This window comes from Mycolicibacterium baixiangningiae, assembly GCF_016313185.1.
GTDB classification, from domain to species: domain Bacteria; phylum Actinomycetota; class Actinomycetes; order Mycobacteriales; family Mycobacteriaceae; genus Mycobacterium; species Mycobacterium baixiangningiae.
The window spans coordinates 1,898,413-1,917,120 of the sequence record NZ_CP066218.1 but is presented as its reverse complement, the minus strand read 5'-3'; the positions used below and the strand labels follow the sequence as shown (position 1 = coordinate 1,917,120).

Genomic DNA, 18,708 nt, shown 5'->3' with positions numbered 1-18,708 from the left:
TAGCTCCGCACAAGATCGGGAATGCTCGAACCCAACAGTGCCGGGGTCGGCGTGCGCGATCGAGGAGCAACCATGGCCACCATCGACGGACACCGCCCGCGCGAGGCCGAACCACACGCGGTGCGGCGGGCGGTGCGGGGCGCCGCCATCGGCAACACCGTCGAATGGTTCGACTTCGCGATCTACGGCTTTCTGGCCACCTACATCGCCAAGACGTTCTTCCCGACCGCCGACGACACCGCCGCGCTGCTGAACACCTTCGCCATCTTCGCGGCCGCGTTCTTCATGCGCCCCCTGGGCGGGTTCTTCTTCGGGCCGTTGGGCGACCGGATCGGCCGCCAGCGTGTGCTGGCGCTGGTCATCCTGCTGATGTCGGCGTCCACCTTCGCGATCGGCCTGCTGCCGAGTTACGACGCCATCGGCGTCGCCGCGCCACTGCTTCTGCTCGTCCTGCGCTGTGTGCAGGGCTTTTCCGCCGGAGGTGAATACGGCAGCGGTGCCTGCTATCTCGCCGAGTTCGCCCCCGACCGCCACCGCGGATTCGTGGTCAGTTTCCTGGTCTGGTCGGTGGTCGTCGGGTTCCTGCTCGGGTCGGTGACGGTAACGGTGCTCGAGGCGCTGCTCAGCGAATCAGCGATGAACGCATACGGGTGGCGGATCCCGTTCCTCATCGCCGGTGTGCTGGGCGGCGTCGGCCTCTACATCCGGCTGAAGCTCGGCGACACACCGGATTTCGAAGAGCTCAAGGAATCCGGTGAGGTGTCCACGTCGCCGCTCAAGGATGCGGTCACGACCTCCTGGCGGCCGATCCTGCAGATCGCCGGCCTCGTCATCATCCACAACGTTGGCTTCTACATCGTGTTCACCTACCTGCCGAGCTATATGACCGAGACGCTCGAGTTCACCAAAACCGATGCGTTCGTCTCGATCACCGTGGCCAGCGCCGTCGGACTGGTGCTCATCCTGCCCCTCGGTGCGCTCTCGGACCGCGTCGGCCGCAAACCGTTGTTGATCGCCGGCGCCGTGGGTTTCGCCGTGCTGGCCTATCCGCTGTTCGCACTGTTCAACACCGGATCACTGCTGGGCGCGATCGCCGGGCACGCGGGGTTGTCCGCGCTCGAAGCGGTGTTCGTCGCGGGGTCGCTGGCCGCGGGCGCGGAGCTCTTCGCCACCAAGGTGCGTTCCAGCGGCTACTCGATCGGATACAACACGTCGGTGGCGCTGTTCGGCGGTACCGCACCGTATGTCGCGACCTGGCTCGCCGACCGCACCGGGAACCCGCTCGCCCCCGCCTACTACGTGATCATCGCGGCCGTCATCTCGCTGGCCACCATCATGACCATGCGCGAGACCGCCAATCAGCCGCTGCGCATGCGGGTCTGAGACCGGCGCGAAAACCCTTGCCGGGCCGTCGATCGGCCGATAGTGTCCATCCATGGCAGCGACCAGTGCCACCGCAGGTGTCGGCACGTCGCCTCTGCGGGTCGCGTCGGCGAGCTTCATCGGGACGACCGTCGAGTACTACGACTTCCTGATCTACGGCACCGCGGCGGCGCTGGTGTTCCCACAGCTGTTCTTCCCTTCAGCGTCGGCGGCCACCGGATTGCTGTTGTCGTTCGCGACATTCGGCGTCGGATTCGTCGCGCGCCCGGTGGGCGGAATCATGTTCGGCCACTTCGGCGATCGGATCGGCCGCAAGCGGATGCTGGTCTACTCGCTGCTGATCATGGGTGTCGCCACCGTGCTGATGGGAGCGCTGCCCACCTACGGGCAGATCGGTGTGGCGGCGCCGATCCTGTTGACGCTGTTGCGGTTGGCGCAGGGTTTCGCCGTCGGCGGGGAATGGGGCGGCGCCACCCTGATGGCGGTCGAACACGCCGCACCGGACCGTAAAGGCCTGTACGGGGCTTTCCCGCAGATGGGCGCCCCGGCCGGCACCGCGATCGCCACGCTGGCGTTCTACGCGGTATCCCTCTTGCCCGACGAACAGTTCCTGTCGTGGGGCTGGCGGATCCCGTTCCTCGCCAGCGCCGTGCTGATCGTCATCGGGTTGGTCATCCGGCTCTCTCTGGCCGAGAGCCCCGACTTCGCCGCCGTGCGGGCCCGGGCCGCGCTCGTGCGGCTGCCGGTCGCCGTGGCCGTGAACAGGCACTGGCGCCAGATCCTGCTCGTCGCCGGGGCCTATCTGTCCCAGGGGGTGTTCGCCTACATCTGTGTGGCATACCTGGTGTCCTACGCGACCACGGTGGCCGGAATCGACCGCGCGCAGGCACTTCTCGGTGTCTGCGTGGCAGCCGTGGTGGCGGTCGTGATGTACCCGGTGTTCGGCAGGGTGTCCGACGCCGTCGGCCGCAAGCCGGTCTTCCTCGCCGGGGTCGTCGCGATGGGCGCGTCGGTCCTACCGGTCTTCGCCTTGATCAACACCGGCGACCCCCGGCTCTTCCTGGTCGCCCTGGTGCTGGTGTTCGGGTTGGCGATGGCACCGGCCGCCGGGGTGACAGGTTCGCTGTTCAGCCTGGCGTTCGACGCCGACGTGCGCTACAGCGGTGTGTCCCTGGGCTACACCCTGTCGGCGGTGGTCGGATCGGCGTTCGCGCCGACCATCGCCACCGCCCTCTACGCAGCGACGAAGTCCAGCGACGCGATCGCCGCCTACCTCATCGCGGTATCGGTGATCTCCGCCGTGTCGGTGAGCCTGCTGCCCGGCCCGTGGCGGCGACGCTGACTCAGGTGTCGATGTCCCCGAGCGCCTCGGCGGTCTGCAGGTCGGCATAGGCCGCCGAATACCGTTGCGCCAGTGCGATCGCGATATCGGGGCGTTGCCAGAGCTCCCCCGCGCTTGCCGTGCACAGCCACAGCGTGAGCCCGTGCGCCACCGAGGCGCGGTAGCGCAACCAGATCTCCCCGAGGGACGGCAATTCGTCGGCGGGCAGGCCGAGCGCGCCGCGGTACTCCTCGAGGAGGTGGCGCTCGCCGCGACGCCGGTCCTCGATCGTCAACGCTCCCTGCAGGAAATAGCCCAGGTCCAGCGACCAGTTGCCACGGCGGGCGACCTGCCAGTCCAGGAATCCGACCTCACCGGTGGGCAGCAGGTAGGTGTTGCCGATGTGCGGGTCACCGTGCAGCAATGTCTGCGGCGCCTTGGTGAGGCTGCGGATGTACGGCTTCCAGATGTCCTCGATGAGCTCGCCGATGGTCAACGCCATCACGACATCCGGCGCGCCGTCGCCGAGCCGTTCCTGGGCCTCGGACAGCGGTGCGGCGCCCATCCCCTCCCAGGGTACGAACGGCTCCAGCCAGTCGAGCGCGGACTCCTCGAGAACCCTTGCGCCCCAGTATCGGCCGTGCATTCGTGCCAGGCCGCGCACACCCGTCGTCGCCTGCTCGATGCTCAGCGGACGGGTCGCATCCCGCGGGTCGGCGTCGCGCGCGGTGAGATCCTCCATCACCAGGATGAAGTCCTCACCCACTTCGTCGATCAGCGCGGCGAACACGGTGGGGTGCTCCAGTGGCAGGTCGACACCGGAGTTGAACAGCCGCGGTTCGTGGAACAGGCCGCTGGTGAGCCGGACCAGGTCGCGGTGGGCGGGGTCCACCGCCTTGACGAACACCGTCTCCGGGCCTGATCCGGAGGAATAGGCCAGGCGCAGGCGCGCGCGTCGATTGGTGCCGTCGTCACGCAGGTCGACGCTGACCGATTCGACGACCGCATCCGGATGCCGGCCCGAGAGCGCGGAAGTCATCCATTCGGGTGTGATGTCGTCCCAATCTTTCGGGACCCCCAGCGCCGTCCCGGTCGTCGGGGATGTCATCGCACGATCGCCGGCATCGAATCCCAGCCCCGCACAGTCGATGTCGGTGAGAGCGCGGCGTTGGCCATATCGACGTCCCACTCCGGGAAGCGCTTGAGGATCTCCTCCAGCGCTACTCGTCCCTCCAGTCGCGCCAACGCCGAGCCGAGACAGTAATGCGTTCCGACGCTGAAGGCCAGGTGCTGACGCGGTTCCCGATGGATGTCGAAAACGTCGCCGTCGGGCGGGAATTGGCGATGGTCACGCACGGCGGCACCGATGAGCATCATCATCACGGCACCCTCGGGGACCGTCTGGCCGTGGATCTCGATGTCGCGGGTCACATACCTGGCGACATGGGGGGCGGGCGGTTCGAAGCGCAGCAACTCCTCGACGGCCAACGGGATCAGGGCCGGGTTCTCGACCAGCTCCCGCCGCTGATCGGGGTGCTCGGCGAGCACTTTGGCCGCCCAGCCGATCAGCCGTGTCGTGGTCTCGTTACCCGCACCGGCCACCACGTTGAGGTAGACCAGCAGCTCCTCGCGCCGCAATCGCCGCACGGTGCCGGTCTCGTCGGTGAACTCGACATTGAGCAGTTCGGTCATGATGTCGTCGGACGGGTTGTCCTGACGCCAGTCGATGTAGGCCTCGAACACCTCGCCGGTGACCATGCCCTGCTCGGCGGCGGACATCGGTTTACCGGCCTCGGTGCGCAACTGGGCGTTGCCGTAGTCGCGGATCATCTCCTGATCGTCCTCGGGGATGCCGAGCAGCGAACTGATCACCTTCATCGGCATCTGGGCGCCGAAATCGGTGATGAAATCGAAACGGCCGGCGTCCACCAGCGGGTCCAGGCTCTGAGCGCAGAACTCGCGGATCTTGGGCTCGAGCGCATTGATCTTGCGCGGTGTGAACATGCGGGCGAGCAGTTTGCGGTGCACGTCGTGGATCGGCGGGTCCTCGAAGATCACCGTGCCCGGCGGGATGTCGATGTTGGCCTTGATGAGTTCGACGATCGCGCCGCGCGCGGAGCTGAAGGTCTCGTGGTCGACGAGCGTCTTGCACACGTCCTCGTAGCGGCTCACCGCGTAGAAGTCGTACTGCTCGTTGTAGTAGAGCGGCGCCTCGTCGCGGAGGCGTCTGAACACCGGGTAGGGATCGGCATTGATTCCGACGTCGTAGGGATCGAAGTAGACGTCGGGGCTGGCACTCACGGTCACGGAAATCCGCCTCTCTGTACGCGGTAGGAGCTTACACGCGTAAGCGAGGGTGCAAGCAACAAATTCTCGTTTGGATGTAACGCTCAGGTCGACGCGCGCTGCACCAGCCGCGCGACCTTGCGGGCATTCGGCTCGGGCTCGACCGGATAGCCCAGTTCCGTCATCATCGCCGCCACCGCGACGTCGACGATCTCCTTCGCATCGAACCCCACCGAGGTCAGCGGCGGTCCGCTCACCGCACCCAGCGGACGTGCGTCGACGCCCATGACGGCCAGGTCGGCCGGGCACCGCAGACCTGCTTCCCGGATACCATGCAGCACCACGAACGCCGTCTCGTCGCTCTGTGCGCACACCGCGGTCACCCCCAGCTGCACCCACCCGGTCACGACCGCCGCGGCGTCGCTGCCGTCGGTCGCGACGGTGCCGACCACGAGCTCCGGCAGCGCGTGCCCACGGGCGGCCACCCGCAACCCGTCGAGCCAGTAGTCCCCCAGCGGCCGCAGCTTGTCGGCGTCGGAGTAGGCGAACGCGAGCCGGCGGTGGCCCCGGTCCACCAGATGAGTGATCCGCAGGTCACCGATCGACAGATGCAGTTCACCGAGCGCGTGCAACTGCGCGCTGCCGACGTGGATCTGCGGGATACCCGCCGCGTCGGCGGCCGCCAGCGCCGCACCGGTCAGCGGGAACACACTGGTGACGGCGACCGGGTTCAGATCGTTGATCGCGTCGACGACGTTGCGGTCGTCGTCGGTCTCGAACTGCAGCGACAACACGATGCCGTGGCGCGCGAGCGCGGTCGTGAGCCTGCTGCCGACTTCCATCGGCAGTTCGCCCAGCGCCATGCGGGGCACGATGTAGAGCACGACCCCGCTGCCACCGACGGCGAGGTTGCGCGCCGCCAGATTCGGCCGGTAGCCAAGGGTTTCGGCGGCCTTGCGCACCGCGTCACGGGTGCGGGGCGAGATGCGTTGGCTCTCGACGTTGTTGAGGACGTAGCTGACGGTAGCCGTGGACACATTGGCCAACCGGGCCACGTCGGCCTTGGTCGGCCTTGCTGCTCCCCTACCGCTCACCTGGTCATCGTCGCACGTCAGCGGCCGCGATCCCGGCCAGTGGCCGACCGGCCGACTCCCGCAACGTCAACAGCGTGACGAGCGATACGACGGCGGCGACGATGAGGTACAGCGCCGGCGCGAGGTTGTTCTCCGTCGTCGCGGTCAGCCAGGTGACCACGTACGGCGTGGTCCCCCCGAACGCGGCCACCGACACGTTGTAGCCGATCGAGAACCCGCTGTAGCGCACGCGGGTGGCGAACAACTCGACGCCTGCGGTGACAGCAGTGGACACGTACACCGACTCGATGGCCGCCAGTACGCAGTGCGCGGTGATCGCGGCGGCGAGCGAGCCCGAATTCAGCAGCAGGAACAGCGGATAGGCCAGCACCACGAAGGCCACCGCACCACCGATGAGCAGCGGCCGTCTGCCGATGTGGTCGGACAGCGCGGCCAGCGGCAGGATCAGGACGAGCGCGACCAGGCTGGCCAGCGACATGGAGACGAACGACGCCGTCTTGCTGAATTCGAGGGTCTTGATGAAGTAGGTCGGCAGGAAAGTGAACACCACGTAGTAGCCGACGTTGAACACGATGAACAGACCGATCACCTGCAGGATCGGCCGCCACGCGGTGGTGGCCGCCTCGCGCAGCGGCGACGCCGCCACCCGGTCGGTCTCGGTGAGCGCGGCGAACTGCGGTGTGTCGTCCAGGCGCAACCGGATGTAGAGGCCGACGAGGCCCAGCGGTGCGGCGATCAGGAACGGGATGCGCCAGCCATAGCTGTCCATCGCCGCCGCCGGCAGCAGCGCCTGTAGGACAGTGACGGTCACCGAACCGAGCAGGAAGCCGACGACGCCGGACCACGCGATGAACGTGACCGTCAGCCCGCGGTGGCGATCGCGCGCGTACTCGGCGAGATACACAGCGCCGCCGCCGTATTCGCCGCCGGCGGAGAACCCCTGCAGGCATCGCAGGAACAGCAGCAGCAGAGGCGCGGCGACGCCGATGCTCGCGTAGGTGGGCAGCAGGCCGATGCCGAGCGTGGCCGCCGACATCAGCAGAATCACCACGGCCAGGACCCGTTGGCGACCGATGCGGTCGCCGAGCGGACCGAAGACGAAACCACCGAGGGGCCGCATGAAGAACGCCGCGGCGAAAATCGCGAAGGTGTTCAGCAGCGCGGCGGTGTCGTCGCCCGCCGGGAAGAACTTGGCGGCGATGAACGTGGCGAGGAATCCGTAAATGGCGAAGTCGAACCACTCGACCGCGTTGCCGATCGATGCGCCGGCGATCGCCTTGCGGATCGCCGCCGTCGGCGCTGCGGCGTGCGCGGAAACCTGACTTTCCATGGCGAGAGGGAGACTACCGCTTATCCGCGTAAGCGATGGGTGGTTTCAGGGCACGACGAGTGTCGGCCGCAACCGGTCGGCGGGGATCTCGCGACCGGTGTCCAGTTCCCCCTCCAACGCGTCGGCGTAATCGATCAGGCCGGGCACGTCGACGCCGTACCGCACCGGCGCGACCGTCAGCCCTGCCCTCGCGCGGCGCAGGAGCGCCCGGGCGCCGCCGACGTTGCCGCGCTGGACGTGGGTGACGCCGACCATGAGCTGGGCGAGGCCCTGCCACAGTGGGCGCTCGTCGTCCGGGCCGTCTTTCCAGGCCGCCTCGAGCACTTCGTGCGCGTGGAACGCGCGGCCGGCGTCGAGGAGTTGCTGGGCGTAGGCCAGCGATTCGTCGGGCGGCAGGTGCAGATCGTCGGGGATCCGGGCGACGCCCTCGCTGCCCGGCGGAAGTGGCCGGCCGAGGGCATCACGCGGGCGGCTGTTGCGGGGCCGGCCCGCCTCGTCGCGGTCACGCTCGTCCATGCGACTCGCCTTCCGTACGGCGACGGCGCCATGCCGCCCATGCGCCGGTCGACCACAGCGCCCAGACCATGAGGACGGGCTGGAACAACAGCCGGACGGCGCGGTCGCGGTCCGAATCGAGACCGAATGCGTCTGTGTGGGTGAGGAATTGGGAGATGTTGCCGGGGAACACGAGGACGAAGAACGCTGCGGCGATCCAGCCGAGCGGCACTCGCCAGCGGTGCAGCACGAGCAGGGCCGCGCCGAGGGCGATCTCCACGACACCCGACGCGATGACGACGAAGTCGACGTCAATCGGAAGCCACGGCGGCACCTGCGCGTAGAAGTCGGTGCGGGCGAACGTCAGGTGGCCGATCCCCGCGTAGACGAGCGCTGCCCCGAGGAGCACACGGGCGATCAGGCGCAGGAGTGTCACCAGGCCATGGTGCCTGGCCCGGTGACACGGAGTGCGGGCGGAGGGACTCGAACCCACACGCTCTTTCGAGCACCGGCACCTAAAGCCGGCGCGTATACCATTTCGCCACGCCCGCAGCGTGGCCATCGTACCGTTCGAGCCTCCGTGAGCGGTTCGTCGCCTCAAACACCAGGCGGTACCGTGGAGCCGTGTCCACTACACGGCGTAGGAGACCGGCGCTGATCCTGCTGGTCGTCGCGGCCGCCGCCGGCTGCCTCGCGCTGGCGTGGTGGCAGTGGACCCGCTGGGAGTCGACGTCGGGCTCGTTCCAGAATCTCGGATACGCCCTGCAGTGGCCGATGTTCGCGGGCTTCTGCTTCTACGCGTACTACAAGTTCGTCCGCTACGAAGAGGCCCCGCCGTCGCCGCACCCGCGCGACGCCGTCACCGAGATCCCCACCCACCTGCTGCCCGAACGCACGTACCACGCGCAGACCCACGACGACGACGATCCCGCGCTGCGTGAGTACAACGCCTATCTCGCTGACCTCGCCAAAGCCGACCCCGCCGAAGCCGACAACGAAGGCAGGACCACACCATGACCGCACCGGAGACGCCCGACACCGCGCCCGCCGGAGTGTCGACCGAGACCATTGCCAAGGCGGTCCGCAACTACCGAATCCTGGCGTGGGCCACCGGCATCTGGCTCATCGTGCTGTGTGCGGAGATGGTGCTCAAGTACATCGTGAAGGTGGACTGGCCTTTCCTGTGGGTGGTCGCACCCATCCACGGCTGGGTGTACTTCGCGTACCTTCTGTTCACCGCCAACCTCGCCGTCAAGGTGCGCTGGCCGATCGGCAAGACCATCGGGGTGCTGCTCGCCGGCACGATCCCGCTGCTCGGCATCATCGTCGAGCACTACCAGTCGAAGAACCTCAAGGCCCGCTTCGGCCTGTGACCGTCGGCGCGCCCGCGCGCACATCGTCGATGTCGTCGGTCAGCCGCGTCATGTAACCGACCAGTGCCTTGACGTCGGCGGTGTCCCAACCGTCGACCGCGCGGCGCAGCCCGTCGACCTTGTGTGACCGCTGCCGCCACAGCCGTTCCCGGCCGCTGCCGGTGAGCGCGAACCGCGGCGTGCGCCCGGACCACGCGGGCGCGCTGTCTTCGGTCACCGGTTCGACGAGGCCGTCGCGCAACATGACGAACGCCTCACTGCTGACGGTCGCCGCGTCGACACCCAGCGCCCCGGCGATCTCCTCGATCGACGCGGACCCGGCAACGTCAAGGTGGGCCAGCAACACATACGTCCGCCGGGAGAGGAACTGCGTCGGCATACCGTCGGCGTAGGTGCCCAGCGCGGAGTGCCGGCCCAGTCGCGTGAGCACCGCCTCGAGGTCGTCCACCGGATCCCCCGGCGCGGCGGGCGCACCTGCCACCGCCGCAGTCGGTTTCGGGATGGCCAGTGCGATCAACGCGGCCGCCCCAGCGGCGCAGGCGGCGATGATCAGCGCGGTGTGGAAGCCCTCCGGCGACGGGATGGCCCGGCCGGCGAACGAGGTGGTCATACCGGCCAGCACCGCGCCCATCACGGCGCTGGACACCGAGGTCCCCAGGGACCGGGCCAACGCGTTGATGCCGTTGGCGGCCGCGGTCTCCGACACCGGCACCGCCGCGTTGATCAACGCGGGCAGCGAGGCGAAGGCGAACCCGACGCCGACGCTGACCAGGACGTTGAGCACCAGAACCTCGACGGGGCTGTCCAACAGCCGCAGGCCGATCAGGTACGACACCGAGATGATCGCGCAGCCGATGACGAGGGTGAACCGCGGTCCGGTGGCGGCGGCGATCCGGGCGGCGATCGGAGCGGACACCATCATCGCGAGCCCGCCGGGCGCCATCCACAGACCCGCGTGCAGCATGGACTGGCCGAGCCCGTAGCCGGTCTGCGCCGGCAGTTCGAGTACCTGCGGCGCGACGAGCGAGAGTGCGAATAGACCGAAGCCGACGCCGACCGACGCCAGGTTCGTAGTCAGCACCGGCCGCCGGATCGTGGTGCGCAGGTCGACAATCGGCGAGGATGCCCGCAGCTGCCACCAGGCGAACACCGCGAAGATCACCGGCGAGGCGGCGAACAGGCTCAACGTCGTCGCGCTGGTCCAACCCCACGTCTGGCCTTTCGAGATCGCCAGCAGCAGCGTGGTCAGCCCACCCGCCAATCCCACCGCGCCCAGCAGATCTACCCGTTCCGAGGATCGCGAGCCGACGGGAGGGACCAAGACGGCGAAGCAGATCAGGGCCGCCGCCCCGAGTCCGGCGGCGAACCAGAACAGCACGTGCCAGTTGAAGTTCTCCGCGATCACCGCCGACAGCGGAAGGCCGAGCGCACCGCCCACCCCGAGCGAGGCGCTCATGATGCCCATCGCCGAACCGACGCGGTCGGCGGGCACCGCCGCGCGCAGCACGCTGATGCCCAGCGGGATGATCGGCATCCCGAACCCCTGCAGGCCGCGGCCGACGATCACCGGGATCAGCGAGGTGGTGACCGCCGCGATCACCGATCCCGCGGTCAGCAGCGCGGCGCACGTGATCAGAATCGGTTTGGGGCCGTAGATGTCACCGAGGCGACCGAACAGCGGCGTCGCGACGGCCGCGGTGAGCAGCGTCGCGGTGATGGCCCAGGACGCGTTGGACGGACCGGTCCGCAGCAGCGTCGGTAGTTCGGGGATCAACGGGATGATCAACGTCTGCATCAGCGACACGCTGATACCGGCCGCGGCGAGCACGGCGATGAGCACGTTCGGGCGAACCCGCACAGCTACCGCCGCCTCCGTCGTCTCCACACCGTGCCGCACCACGACGGGGATGCTACCCATTAGGTTTTCTATCTAAAACTTGCCGGGATGTGACGTCAGCCGGCGAGCGCGCGCAGCGCCGGAACCAGCTGTGCGAGTGCCCGTCCGCGGTGCGAGGCGGCGTCCTTCTCGGCCGGCGTCAACTCGGCGGCCGTGCGGTCGGAGTCTTCGGGGAGGAACACCGGATCGTAGCCGAACCCGCCCCCGCCGCGCGGCGCCCGGGTGATGGCGCCCCGCCACACGCCGCGCACCACGACTTCTTGAGGTGCGTCCACGGTGCCGAACACGAGCGCGCACGCGGACACGAACGCCGCGCCCCGCCGCTCGTCGGGCACGTCGCGCAGTTGAGCGAGCAGCAGTGCGGTGTTCGCGGCATCGTCGCCATGGGTCCCGCCCCAGCGGGCCGAGAGCACCCCGGGCATCCCGTTGAGCGCGTCGACCTCGAGTCCTGAGTCGTCCGCCACGGCTGCGACGCCGGTCGCACGGAAGGCGTCGCGGGCCTTGGCCAACGCGTTCTCCTCGAAGGTGGCCCCGGTCTCCGGCGCCTCGTCGAACGGCGCGACGTCGTCGAGCGAACGCAGGGTCAACCCCGACACCCCCGCGGTGTCGAGCACCCGGTGCAGTTCGGCCAACTTCTTGCGGTTGCGGCTGGCAACCAGGACGTCAACCAAGGCCGTCAGCTTCCGAACGCCTTCTTCGGTGGCGACGAAGGCTCCGGCAGCACGCCGGGGTACGGCGCGTCGAGGGCTTCGCGCTGGACGACGAACAACTGCTCGCACGACGCCATCGCCAGGTCGAGCAGCTTGTCGAGCGTCGAGCGCGGGAACGTCGCGCCCTCGCCGGTGCCCTGGATCTCGACCAGCGTGCCGGTGTCGGTGGCGACGACGTTCATGTCGACCTCGGCGCGCGAGTCCTCGGTATATGGCAGGTCCACTCGCACGCGACCGTCGACCACACCCACGCTGACCGCGGCGATCGCACAGGACAGCGGCCGCGGATCGGACAGCTTGGCGCCCGCGGCGAGGTAGGTGACCGCATCGGCCAGCGCGACGTATGCGCCGGTGATGGCCGCGGTGCGGGTGCCGCCGTCGGCCTGCAGCACATCGCAGTCGATGGCGATCGTGTTCTCCCCCAACGCATTCAGGTCGATACACGCGCGCAGCGACCGGCCGATCAGCCGGCTGATCTCCTGGGTGCGGCCGCCGACGCGACCCTTGACCGATTCGCGGTCGGAGCGGTCGTGCGTCGCGGCGGGCAGCATGGCGTACTCGGCGGTGAGCCAACCCTGACCCGTCCCCTTACGCCAGCGCGGCACCCCTTCGGTGACGCTGGCCGTGCACATCACCCGGGTCTGCCCGAACTCGACCAGTACCGAACCGGCCGGGTGCGAGGTGAATCCGCGGGTGATGCGCACCGGACGCAACTCGTCGTCAAGCCGACCGTCTTCTCGTCTGGACACGAGCCAACCCTAACCGCTGGCCCCGACGGGATGTCTCAGCGCCGGGTAACGTCGAACGACTCGTTGCACACCACCGCGTGCACCGGACCGTCGAACTCCGCCTTCGCCTCGCTGATCACGTCCTCCCGCGAGGTCCACGGCGGGATGTGGGTGAGTAACAGTTCCCCGACGCCGGCGAGCGCCGCCGCCTGGCCTGCCTCGGTCCCCGACAGATGCAGTTTGGGCGGACGGTCCGGCGAATGCGTCCACGACGCCTCGCAAAGGAACACATCGGCACCACGGGCGAGGTCGATGAGCGAATCACAGAAACCGGTGTCGCCGCTGTAGACGAACGTGGCGCCGGACGGATCCGTCACGCGCATCCCGTAGGACTCGGTCGGGTGACACACCAGCCGGGGCAGCACCGACAGCGCGCCGATCTGCACTTCCTGGTTGTCCGACCAGTGCCGGACCTCGAAGATGTCGGAGATGTCGTCGATCTCCCCGCCCTCGGGTGACGACGCGGCGCCCAGCCGGGCCCAGGTGTTGGCCGGCCCGTAGAGCACGCCGCGGTCCGTGGCGGGCGACGGGTGGTAGCGCCGCCACACGAACAGCCCGGGCAGGTCCAGACAATGGTCGGCGTGCAGGTGGCTCAGCAGCACGTGCACCGAGTTCGGGTCGGCGTGGCGCTGCAGCGCACCCAGCACGCCACCGCCGAAATCGAGCACCAGCGGCGGGGTGTCGGGTGCGGTCACGAGATACCCGGACGCCGGCGAATCAGGCCCGACGACACTGCCGGAGCAACCGAGTACGGTGATTCGCACGCCCACTAGCTTGCCATGCCCGCTCCCCCGCTGACGAACACATGGCCGGTTTGCCGCGGGCCGTCTCCGGTGACGCGCCCGCTAGGCGTCGACGCGGCGCGCGACGGGGCGGACCCCGTCCAGACTGGGTCCGAGGAAGCGCGCCGCCAGGGCGGTGAAAGCCGCTGGGTCGCCGGTGGATTCGAAGACCCGGGTGGCCGGTGTCGCACCCGGATCGGCGGGGTGCGGCGCCAGTAGATCCAGTTCGGTGAGCACGCGCAGCAGGTCCTTGGCGGTCTCCTCCGCACTGGACACCAGGGTGACGTGGTCGCCCATCGCGAGCTGGATCAGACCCGACAACATCGGGTAGTGCGTGCACCCGAGCACCAGGGTGTCGACGTCGGCGCGCTGCAGTGGTTCGAGGTACCCCTCGGCGAGTCCGAGGACCTGGCGGCCGCTGGTGACGCCGCGTTCGACGAAGTCGACGAACCGTGGGCAGGCGACGCCGACGATCTCGGTGTCGCGGGCGGCGGCGAACGCATCCTGGTACGCGCCCGAGGCGATGGTCGCCGCGGTCCCGATGACCCCGATACGGCCGTTGCGAGTGGTCGCGGCGGCACGGCGCACCGCGGGCAGGATGACCTCCACCACGGGCACCGGGGCATAGCGTTCCCGGGCGTCGCGCAGACACGCCGCGGACGCGGTGTTGCAGGCGATCACCAACGCCTTGACCCCACGGCCGACCAGATCGTCACCGATCGCGAGTGCGTGGGCGCGGACCTGCGGGATGGTGAGCGGACCGTACGGCCCGTTGCCGGTGTCGCCGACGTAGAGGATGTCCTCGTCGGGCAGCTGGTCGATGATGGCCCGCGCGACGGTGAGGCCGCCGACACCGGAATCGAAGATCCCGACCGGCCCCAGCCGGGCGCTCACCGCGTCGGTCACGACGTCAGGTACGGCGGCGCGGTCCGCGACCGACGCAGTTCGCGCGCCTTGCGTTCCGGACTGGACAGGACGTAGGCGGCGATGACACCGGCGACGGCGCCGCACAGGTGCCCCTGCCAGGACACACCGAGTGTGCCGGGCAGGACGCCGAGCAGGATGCCGCCGTAGACGAACAGCACGATGACCCCGACGACGATCTCCCACACCTTGCGGGTGAAGAAGCCGAAGACGAGCAGGAACGTCAGCCAGCCGAAGATGAGGCCCGAGGCCCCGATGTGGTTGGTCTCCACGACCACGCCGTTGTAGCGGGGCGCGCCGAGGTTACCGATCAGCCAGGTGCCGAGCCCGCCCAGTATCCACACGATCGCGGTTGCATAGATGAACCGGGACAGCCCGGCCAGCGTCATGAGAAACCCGAGAACCAGCGCCGGGCCGGTGTTGGCGACGAGGTGCTGCCAGTTGGCATGCAGCAGCGGCGCGAACACCACACCCCACAGACCGTCCGTCTCCAGCGGCCGAATGCCGTTGTCGTCGAGCTGGTGGCCGGTCAGCGAGTCGAACAGTTCGATCAGATAGAGCAGGACGACGAAGCCGAGGATCGTGGCGCCGCCGACCACCCAGGCCGGCCGCTTCTGCGGGGCCGGGGAATTGGCGGGAAATCCCGTCGGGCCCGTCATGCCCATAGCTGCCCTTCCAACGCGTCTTCGGCGTCGTCCAGGCTACCGGCGTACGCACCGGTCGACAGATATTTCCAGCCGGCATCGCACACGGTGAACGCGATGTCCGCGCGCTCTCCCGCCTTGACGGCCTTGGCCGCCATGCCCAGCGCGGCATGCAGGATCGCCCCGGTCGAGACCCCCGCGAAGATGCCCTCGCGGGTGACCAGTTCGCGGGTCCGCTTGACCGCGTCGAACGAACCCACGGAGAACCGGGTGGTCAGCACCTCGGGGTCGTACAGCTCGGGGATGAAGCCCTCGTCGATGTTGCGCAGGGCGTACACGCCCTCGCCGTAGCGCGGTTCGGCGGCCACGATCTGCACCCCCGGCACCTTTTCGCGCAGGAACCGCCCGGCGCCCATCAGGGTTCCGGTGGTGCCGAGACCCGCCACGAAGTGGGTGATCTCGGGCAGGTCGGCGAGCAGTTCGGGGCCGGTGCCGTAGTAGTGCGCGTCGGCGTTCGCGGGGTTGCCGTACTGGTAGAGCATGACCCACTCGGGGTTGGCCGCCGCCAGCTCCTTGGCGTGCGCGACCGCGGTGTTTGACCCGCCTTCGGCCGGCGAGAAGATGATGCGGGCGCCGTAGAGTTCGAGCAGTTGCCTGCGCTCGATCGACGTGTTCTCCGGCATCACGCAGATCATCCGGTAGCCCTTGAGCAGCGCGGCCATCGCCAGCGAGATGCCGGTGTTGCCGCTCGTGGGTTCCAGGATCGTGGCGCCGGGCTGCAGCAGCCCGTCGCGCTCGGCCTGTTCGATCATCCGCAGCGCGGGCCGGTCCTTGATCGAGCCGGTGGGGTTGCGGTCCTCGAGCTTGGCCCACAGCCGCACATGCGGTCCGTGCTCGTCGTCATCCCAGCGCGGTGACAGCCGAGGGCAGCCCACCAGCGGCGTGTTGCCGAGGGCCTGCAGGATGGAGTCGTAGCGGGGCAAGGTCAGCCACCCGCCACGGCGGGCAGGATCGTCACCGAATCGCCGTCGGAGACCGCGGTGTCCATCCCGCCGGAGAAGCGGACGTCCTCGTCGTTGACGTAGACGTTGACGAAGCGCTGCAGCTTGCCCGGGTTGTCCTTGTCGACGAGCCGCTCCCTGATGCCGGAGTAATTCGCCTCGAGGTCGCTGATGATGTCGGCGAGCGTCGCGCCGGACGCGCTGACGCGCTTCTCGCCCCCGGTGTGGGTGCGCATGATGGTCGGGATCTCGACGGTGACAGACATTGGGTTCCTTCTCTCAGTACTGTTCGACGATCGTGACGGGCTCTTCGGTGACCACACCGTCGACGATGCGGTAGCTGCGCAGTTCGTGTTGGTCCGGATCTCGAGTGGAGACAAGGACATAGTGCGCGTCGGGCTCTTGTGCGATCGAGACGTCGGTGCGGCTCGGATACGCCTCGGTGGCGGTGTGCGAGTGGTAGATGACGACGGGCACTTCGCCGGCTTTCGACATCGCCCGGTGGACCCGCAGCTGCTCCATCGAGTCGAACCGGTAGAAGGTCGGAGACCGTTCGGCGTTGAGCATCGCGATGTGCCGCTCGGGCCGGTCCGCCCCCTCCGGGCCGGCGATGATGCCGCATGCCTCGTCCGGGTGGTCGGCGCGGGCATGGGCGACCATGGCGTCGACCAGGTCGGCGCGAATCGTCAACACACGACCCTCCTCACAGCGCTTCCTCTCGTCCGAACGCTCCGGGCAACAGGTCCCGATACGTCGGTATTCCGGCGGCCGGTTGCGCGGCCAGCACCCCGACCATCACGGCGCGGGCCAGACAGTCCGCCGCGGCCGCTCCGATCGCGGTCAGCAGCGGCACCTCGGGCGACATCGACGCCGGTGTGGTGGGGTCCGGCGGCACCTCGACGGCACCGGTGGCCAGCGTGAACACCGTATCGCCATCGAGAGGGGTGTGGCACGGCCGCAGGGTGCGGGCCAGTCCGTCGTGCGCGGCGACGGCCACCCGGCGGCAACCGGCCGGGCTGATCGCCGCATCGGTCGCGACCACGGCGATCGTGGTGTTCAGCGGGCTGAGCTCCTGGTGGCGGCCCGCGTAGGCGGCGATCTGGTCGGCAGGCGGCGCGGTGAGACCGAACTCACGCTCGTACTCGGACATCCACGGCAGGCCGGTCGTGGCGTCGAACGCCTCGCCCGCGGAGTTGACGACGACGAGCGCACCGACCGTCACCCCGGAGTCCAGCGTGATCGAGGCCGTCCCGACCCCGCCCTTGAGGACACCGGCCCGCGCGCCGACCCCGGCACCGACCGTCCCGACAGCGACGTCGACACCGGCGCTCGCGGCGGCGGCGCGGCCGAACTCCGCGTCCGGCCGGCACGCCCAGCCGCCGACCGGCAGGTCGAAGATCACGGCGGCGGGCACGATCGGCACCACACCGCCGTCCATGGCGACGCCGCGGCCCTGCTGTTCGAGCCACGTCATCACCCCGTCGGCGGCGGCCAGCCCGTAGGCGCTGCCGCCGGTGAGCACGACGGCGTCGACGTGACGCACCGAATTGCTCGGATCGAGCAGATCGGTCTCGCGGGTGCCGGGGGCGCCGCCGCGGCCGTCGACCGCCCCGACGGTGCCGGGCGGGGTGAGCACGACGGTGGTGCCGGTGGCCCACCCGCTGCCGAGTCCGGCGTCGCCGTCCAGGCGGGCGTGGTGGCCGACGCGGATCCCGCCCACGTCGGTGATGGATCCGGCGGTCATCGGATCGGCTTCCCGACCAGGCTGAGCACCAGATACTCCTGCAACACGGTCAGCCACTGGTAGACGTCGACGTGTCCGGCCATCGGATGATCCGGCGGCAGCCCGTCGGGCCCGGCGGATCCGATGTCGAGCATGGCGCCCAGCGCCAGCCGGACGTCGTTCACCGCGGCGGCCCAGGCGTGCGCATCGTCCTCGGTGAGCTCGAAGCGGCCGCCGCCGGCAGGCACGGTGTCCAGCAGTCGTTGTGCCGCATCGCGTTTGGCGGCCAGGATCTCCGGTTCATGCAGGCTGCGCAGCGCACTGTTGAGACTCTCCGCCGTACCCGAACCGGCCGGGTGATCGGTGGCCGAACGGAAGAAGTCCGGCAGCAGACGCTTCATCGTGGCGTCTGGCGGTGGCGCGGAATGCCCCGTCCTCATCCCGGTGATCTCTTCGAGTTCGTCTGCGGGAGCAGATGTTTCGCGTTCGTCGAGCATGCCCTTCACCGACGTGACCAGACTCTGCAGCAGCGCGGCCTCATGCGACTCCAGGGCAGAACGGAACCTGGCACCGTCAGCGGTCTGCACCCGCTTCCATTTGCGCACTCCAGCGTCCCCGGTCAGCGATCCTGCTGCATGGTTGCCCACAGCCCGGCTGCGTGCAGTTTCGACACGTCGACCTCCATGGACTCCCGGCTGCCCGCCGATACGACCGCCTTGCCCTCGTTGTGGACCTGCAGCATCAGCTTGGTGGCATGCGGTTCGCTGTACCCGAACAGCTTCTGCAGGACATAGGTCACGTACGTCATGAGGTTCACCGGATCGTCCCAGACAATGGTCACCCATGGGGTGTCAGTGGCCTCGTCCTGATGCGGCACCGTGGCCACATCGCGTTGCTCCCGGGTCCCCGGGGCTTTCGCCGGTGTAACCATGGCGTCAGGATACCGGGGCCACCCCC

22 protein-coding genes and 1 tRNA gene are annotated in these 18,708 nt (G+C 68.9%); 4 read left to right on the top strand and 19 right to left on the bottom strand.

Annotation, left to right across the window (positions count from 1 at the left end; genetic code table 11):
- Nucleotides 1–72 precede the first annotated feature (72 nt).
- Together I7X18_RS09000 and I7X18_RS08995 are read left to right on the top strand one after the other, a co-directional pair.
- Nucleotides 73–1,383: an MFS transporter gene (locus I7X18_RS09000; protein WP_193046935.1), complete on the top strand. Its 1,311-nt coding sequence runs from the start codon at nucleotides 73–75 to the stop codon at nucleotides 1,381–1,383.
- A 52-nt stretch (nucleotides 1,384–1,435) separates the two neighbouring features.
- The gene (locus I7X18_RS08995; RefSeq protein ID WP_193046934.1) at nucleotides 1,436–2,725 is read left to right on the top strand and encodes an MFS transporter; all 1,290 of its coding nucleotides are present in this window, start codon (nucleotides 1,436–1,438) and stop codon (nucleotides 2,723–2,725) included.
- Between the two features lies 1 nt (nucleotide 2,726).
- Here the strand turns inward: I7X18_RS08995 and I7X18_RS08990 are convergent, their stop codons facing one another.
- The 7 genes from I7X18_RS08990 to I7X18_RS08960 form a co-directional block, all read right to left on the bottom strand.
- Nucleotides 2,727–3,812 (bottom strand): phosphotransferase, encoded by a 1,086-nt coding sequence (locus I7X18_RS08990; protein WP_193046933.1) that lies wholly within the window; start codon nucleotides 3,810–3,812, stop codon nucleotides 2,727–2,729.
- Nucleotides 3,809–5,011: a cytochrome P450 gene (locus tag I7X18_RS08985; protein ID WP_193046932.1), complete on the bottom strand. Its 1,203-nt coding sequence runs from the start codon at nucleotides 5,009–5,011 to the stop codon at nucleotides 3,809–3,811. The genes I7X18_RS08990 and I7X18_RS08985 overlap by 4 nt, the downstream gene beginning before the upstream one ends.
- An 83-nt stretch (nucleotides 5,012–5,094) precedes the next feature.
- Entirely contained in the window at nucleotides 5,095–6,084 is a 990-nt protein-coding gene (locus I7X18_RS08980; protein WP_193046931.1) for a LacI family DNA-binding transcriptional regulator, read from the bottom strand.
- A 4-nt stretch (nucleotides 6,085–6,088) separates the two neighbouring features.
- Nucleotides 6,089–7,414 carry an MFS transporter gene (locus tag I7X18_RS08975; RefSeq protein WP_193046930.1) on the bottom strand — a complete coding sequence of 442 codons (1,326 nt, stop codon included), beginning with the start codon at nucleotides 7,412–7,414 and terminating at the stop codon, nucleotides 6,089–6,091.
- Between the two features lie 45 nt (nucleotides 7,415–7,459).
- A complete protein-coding gene (locus I7X18_RS08970; protein ID WP_193046929.1) occupies nucleotides 7,460–7,930 on the bottom strand; it encodes a DUF309 domain-containing protein in 471 nt (156 codons plus the stop codon).
- The gene (locus I7X18_RS08965) at nucleotides 7,917–8,345 is read right to left on the bottom strand and encodes a DoxX family protein (protein WP_193046928.1); all 429 of its coding nucleotides are present in this window, start codon (nucleotides 8,343–8,345) and stop codon (nucleotides 7,917–7,919) included. The genes I7X18_RS08970 and I7X18_RS08965 overlap by 14 nt, the downstream gene beginning before the upstream one ends.
- A 32-nt stretch (nucleotides 8,346–8,377) precedes the next feature.
- Nucleotides 8,378–8,460: transfer RNA gene (locus I7X18_RS08960), tRNA-Leu, on the bottom strand.
- Nucleotides 8,461–8,533: 73 nt separating this feature from the next.
- Between I7X18_RS08960 and I7X18_RS08955 the strand changes: the two genes are divergently transcribed.
- Nucleotides 8,534–8,926, top strand: a complete 393-nt coding sequence (locus I7X18_RS08955; RefSeq protein ID WP_193046927.1) for a hypothetical protein — start codon at nucleotides 8,534–8,536, stop codon at nucleotides 8,924–8,926.
- Nucleotides 8,923–9,282, top strand: a complete 360-nt coding sequence (locus I7X18_RS08950; RefSeq protein ID WP_193046926.1) for a DUF3817 domain-containing protein — start codon at nucleotides 8,923–8,925, stop codon at nucleotides 9,280–9,282. Before I7X18_RS08955 ends, I7X18_RS08950 begins: the two co-directional genes overlap by 4 nt.
- Here I7X18_RS08950 and I7X18_RS08945 read toward each other — a convergent pair.
- The 12 genes from I7X18_RS08945 to clpS form a co-directional block, all read right to left on the bottom strand.
- Entirely contained in the window at nucleotides 9,260–11,200 is a 1,941-nt protein-coding gene (locus I7X18_RS08945) for an MFS transporter (protein WP_226863874.1), read from the bottom strand. The two genes, I7X18_RS08950 and I7X18_RS08945, sit on opposite strands and share 23 nt — an antisense overlap.
- Before the next feature lie 35 nt (nucleotides 11,201–11,235).
- A complete protein-coding gene (gene rdgB, locus I7X18_RS08940; protein ID WP_193046925.1) occupies nucleotides 11,236–11,850 on the bottom strand; it encodes an RdgB/HAM1 family non-canonical purine NTP pyrophosphatase in 615 nt (204 codons plus the stop codon).
- A 5-nt stretch (nucleotides 11,851–11,855) separates the two neighbouring features.
- Nucleotides 11,856–12,638: a ribonuclease PH gene (rph, locus tag I7X18_RS08935; protein ID WP_193046924.1), complete on the bottom strand. Its 783-nt coding sequence runs from the start codon at nucleotides 12,636–12,638 to the stop codon at nucleotides 11,856–11,858.
- A 35-nt stretch (nucleotides 12,639–12,673) separates the two neighbouring features.
- The gene (locus I7X18_RS08930) at nucleotides 12,674–13,447 is read right to left on the bottom strand and encodes a cyclic nucleotide-degrading phosphodiesterase (RefSeq protein WP_193046923.1); all 774 of its coding nucleotides are present in this window, start codon (nucleotides 13,445–13,447) and stop codon (nucleotides 12,674–12,676) included.
- 75 nt (nucleotides 13,448–13,522) lie between these two features.
- Nucleotides 13,523–14,353 (bottom strand): glutamate racemase, encoded by an 831-nt coding sequence (gene murI / locus I7X18_RS08925; RefSeq protein ID WP_193047270.1) that lies wholly within the window; start codon nucleotides 14,351–14,353, stop codon nucleotides 13,523–13,525.
- Between the two features lie 8 nt (nucleotides 14,354–14,361).
- Nucleotides 14,362–15,048, bottom strand: coding sequence for a rhomboid family protein (locus I7X18_RS08920; protein WP_193046922.1), 687 nt, complete (start codon nucleotides 15,046–15,048; stop codon nucleotides 14,362–14,364).
- The gene (locus tag I7X18_RS08915; RefSeq protein WP_193046921.1) at nucleotides 15,039–16,010 is read right to left on the bottom strand and encodes a PLP-dependent cysteine synthase family protein; all 972 of its coding nucleotides are present in this window, start codon (nucleotides 16,008–16,010) and stop codon (nucleotides 15,039–15,041) included. The genes I7X18_RS08920 and I7X18_RS08915 overlap by 10 nt, the downstream gene beginning before the upstream one ends.
- Nucleotides 16,011–16,012: 2 nt before the next feature.
- Nucleotides 16,013–16,294 (bottom strand): MoaD/ThiS family protein, encoded by a 282-nt coding sequence (locus I7X18_RS08910; protein ID WP_193046920.1) that lies wholly within the window; start codon nucleotides 16,292–16,294, stop codon nucleotides 16,013–16,015.
- A gap of 13 nt (nucleotides 16,295–16,307) precedes the next feature.
- Complete coding sequence (locus I7X18_RS08905) at nucleotides 16,308–16,721, bottom strand: M67 family metallopeptidase (RefSeq protein ID WP_193046919.1); 414 nt, start codon at nucleotides 16,719–16,721, stop codon at nucleotides 16,308–16,310.
- Between the two features lie 10 nt (nucleotides 16,722–16,731).
- Nucleotides 16,732–17,772: a P1 family peptidase gene (locus I7X18_RS08900; RefSeq protein WP_193046918.1), complete on the bottom strand. Its 1,041-nt coding sequence runs from the start codon at nucleotides 17,770–17,772 to the stop codon at nucleotides 16,732–16,734.
- Entirely contained in the window at nucleotides 17,769–18,356 is a 588-nt protein-coding gene (aosR, locus tag I7X18_RS08895; protein ID WP_193046917.1) for an oxidative stress transcriptional regulator AosR, read from the bottom strand. Before aosR ends, I7X18_RS08900 begins: the two co-directional genes overlap by 4 nt.
- 14 nt (nucleotides 18,357–18,370) lie before the next feature.
- Nucleotides 18,371–18,682, bottom strand: coding sequence for an ATP-dependent Clp protease adapter ClpS (clpS, locus tag I7X18_RS08890; RefSeq protein ID WP_193046916.1), 312 nt, complete (start codon nucleotides 18,680–18,682; stop codon nucleotides 18,371–18,373).
- Nucleotides 18,683–18,708 lie beyond the last annotated feature (26 nt).

Coding starts and splice junctions, on each gene's coding strand:
- I7X18_RS09000 (WP_193046935.1), top strand. CDS start 73: ATGGCCACCATCGACGGACACCGCCCGCGCGAGGCCGAACCACACGCG.
- I7X18_RS08995 (WP_193046934.1), top strand. CDS start 1,436: ATGGCAGCGACCAGTGCCACCGCAGGTGTCGGCACGTCGCCTCTGCGG.
- I7X18_RS08990 (WP_193046933.1), bottom strand. CDS start 3,812: ATGACATCCCCGACGACCGGGACGGCGCTGGGGGTCCCGAAAGATTGG.
- I7X18_RS08975 (WP_193046930.1), bottom strand. CDS start 7,414: ATGGAAAGTCAGGTTTCCGCGCACGCCGCAGCGCCGACGGCGGCGATC.
- I7X18_RS08970 (WP_193046929.1), bottom strand. CDS start 7,930: ATGGACGAGCGTGACCGCGACGAGGCGGGCCGGCCCCGCAACAGCCGC.
- I7X18_RS08950 (WP_193046926.1), top strand. CDS start 8,923: ATGACCGCACCGGAGACGCCCGACACCGCGCCCGCCGGAGTGTCGACC.
- I7X18_RS08945 (WP_226863874.1), bottom strand. CDS start 11,200: ATGGGTAGCATCCCCGTCGTGGTGCGGCACGGTGTGGAGACGACGGAG.
- I7X18_RS08920 (WP_193046922.1), bottom strand. CDS start 15,048: ATGGGCATGACGGGCCCGACGGGATTTCCCGCCAATTCCCCGGCCCCG.
- I7X18_RS08910 (WP_193046920.1), bottom strand. CDS start 16,294: ATGTCTGTCACCGTCGAGATCCCGACCATCATGCGCACCCACACCGGG.
- I7X18_RS08900 (WP_193046918.1), bottom strand. CDS start 17,772: ATGACCGCCGGATCCATCACCGACGTGGGCGGGATCCGCGTCGGCCAC.
- clpS (WP_193046916.1), bottom strand. CDS start 18,682: ATGGTTACACCGGCGAAAGCCCCGGGGACCCGGGAGCAACGCGATGTG.